Here is an 855-nt window from a genome sequence, read left to right as displayed (position 1 = left end):
CCCGCGTCGCAGCCGCCGGTGCTCGCGCGCGTCGCCGAGGACGAATCTCTGTCGAAAACCGATCTGGTCGAGGTGATCGCGCACTGCGCCTCCACCATTGCCTCTGCACAGTTCCGCCTGCTGACGGCGATCAGCCTCATCCACGAGGAACACGAAGAAGACTACGGCGCCGAGATCGGCGAACTCACCGACGGCCAAGCAGACTCACCAGAAGCGGTGCGCAAGTTTGCTGCTCGAGGACTGACCGGCGACAACCCCCGCGCACAGTACGGGCCCAACGGGTTGGAACGCACCATCGCCGACGTCGGCGCCGTGTTGTCGATACCGCCTGGCCGGGCACGCGAATTGATCATCGACGCCCACGCCCTACGCTACCGACTCCCCTACACCTCCTCACTCCTCGCCTGCGGACGTATCGACCTGCAGCGGTTCCACATCGCTGTCGCCCGCACCAGCCTGTGCGGCTCCGACACCATCGACGAGGTCGACGCCCGCCTCACCGCCGCCCTCTCAGCACGTGATCATCTGTCAACGACACGATTTGCTGCGCTCGTCGATTCTGTTGTCGCCCAAGTCGATGCCGAAGCCGTCAAACGACGTCGTGCCCGCATCGACGCCGACCGCAACGTCCAGGTCCGCCCCGACCGGTGGACTCCCGGCCAATCCCGACTGACCGGCACCGTGCCCGCCGCCTCCGGCGCGTTGATCGACCAACGCCTCACCCAACTCGCCGCCAGCGTCCACGACGCCGACCCCCGCACGCATGCACAGCGTCGCGCCGATGCGCTGACCGCATTCGCCAACGGCGACACCACCCTCGCCTGCCGATGCGACACCTGCACCAGCCCCGACGCC

1 protein-coding gene is annotated in these 855 nt (G+C 67.4%); it reads left to right on the top strand.

What is annotated here, in order from left to right; all coding sequences use genetic code 11:
• Positions 1-855 (top strand): DUF222 domain-containing protein (locus A5766_RS16330; RefSeq protein ID WP_156527496.1); only part of this gene is annotated, 855 nt, incomplete at both ends.

This window comes from Gordonia sp. 852002-51296_SCH5728562-b, from assembly GCF_001665475.1.
GTDB classification, from domain to species: Bacteria; Actinomycetota; Actinomycetes; order Mycobacteriales; family Mycobacteriaceae; genus Gordonia; species Gordonia sputi.
Note: the sequence above shows the minus strand (reverse complement) of the source record. Positions and strands in the feature narration are given on the sequence as shown.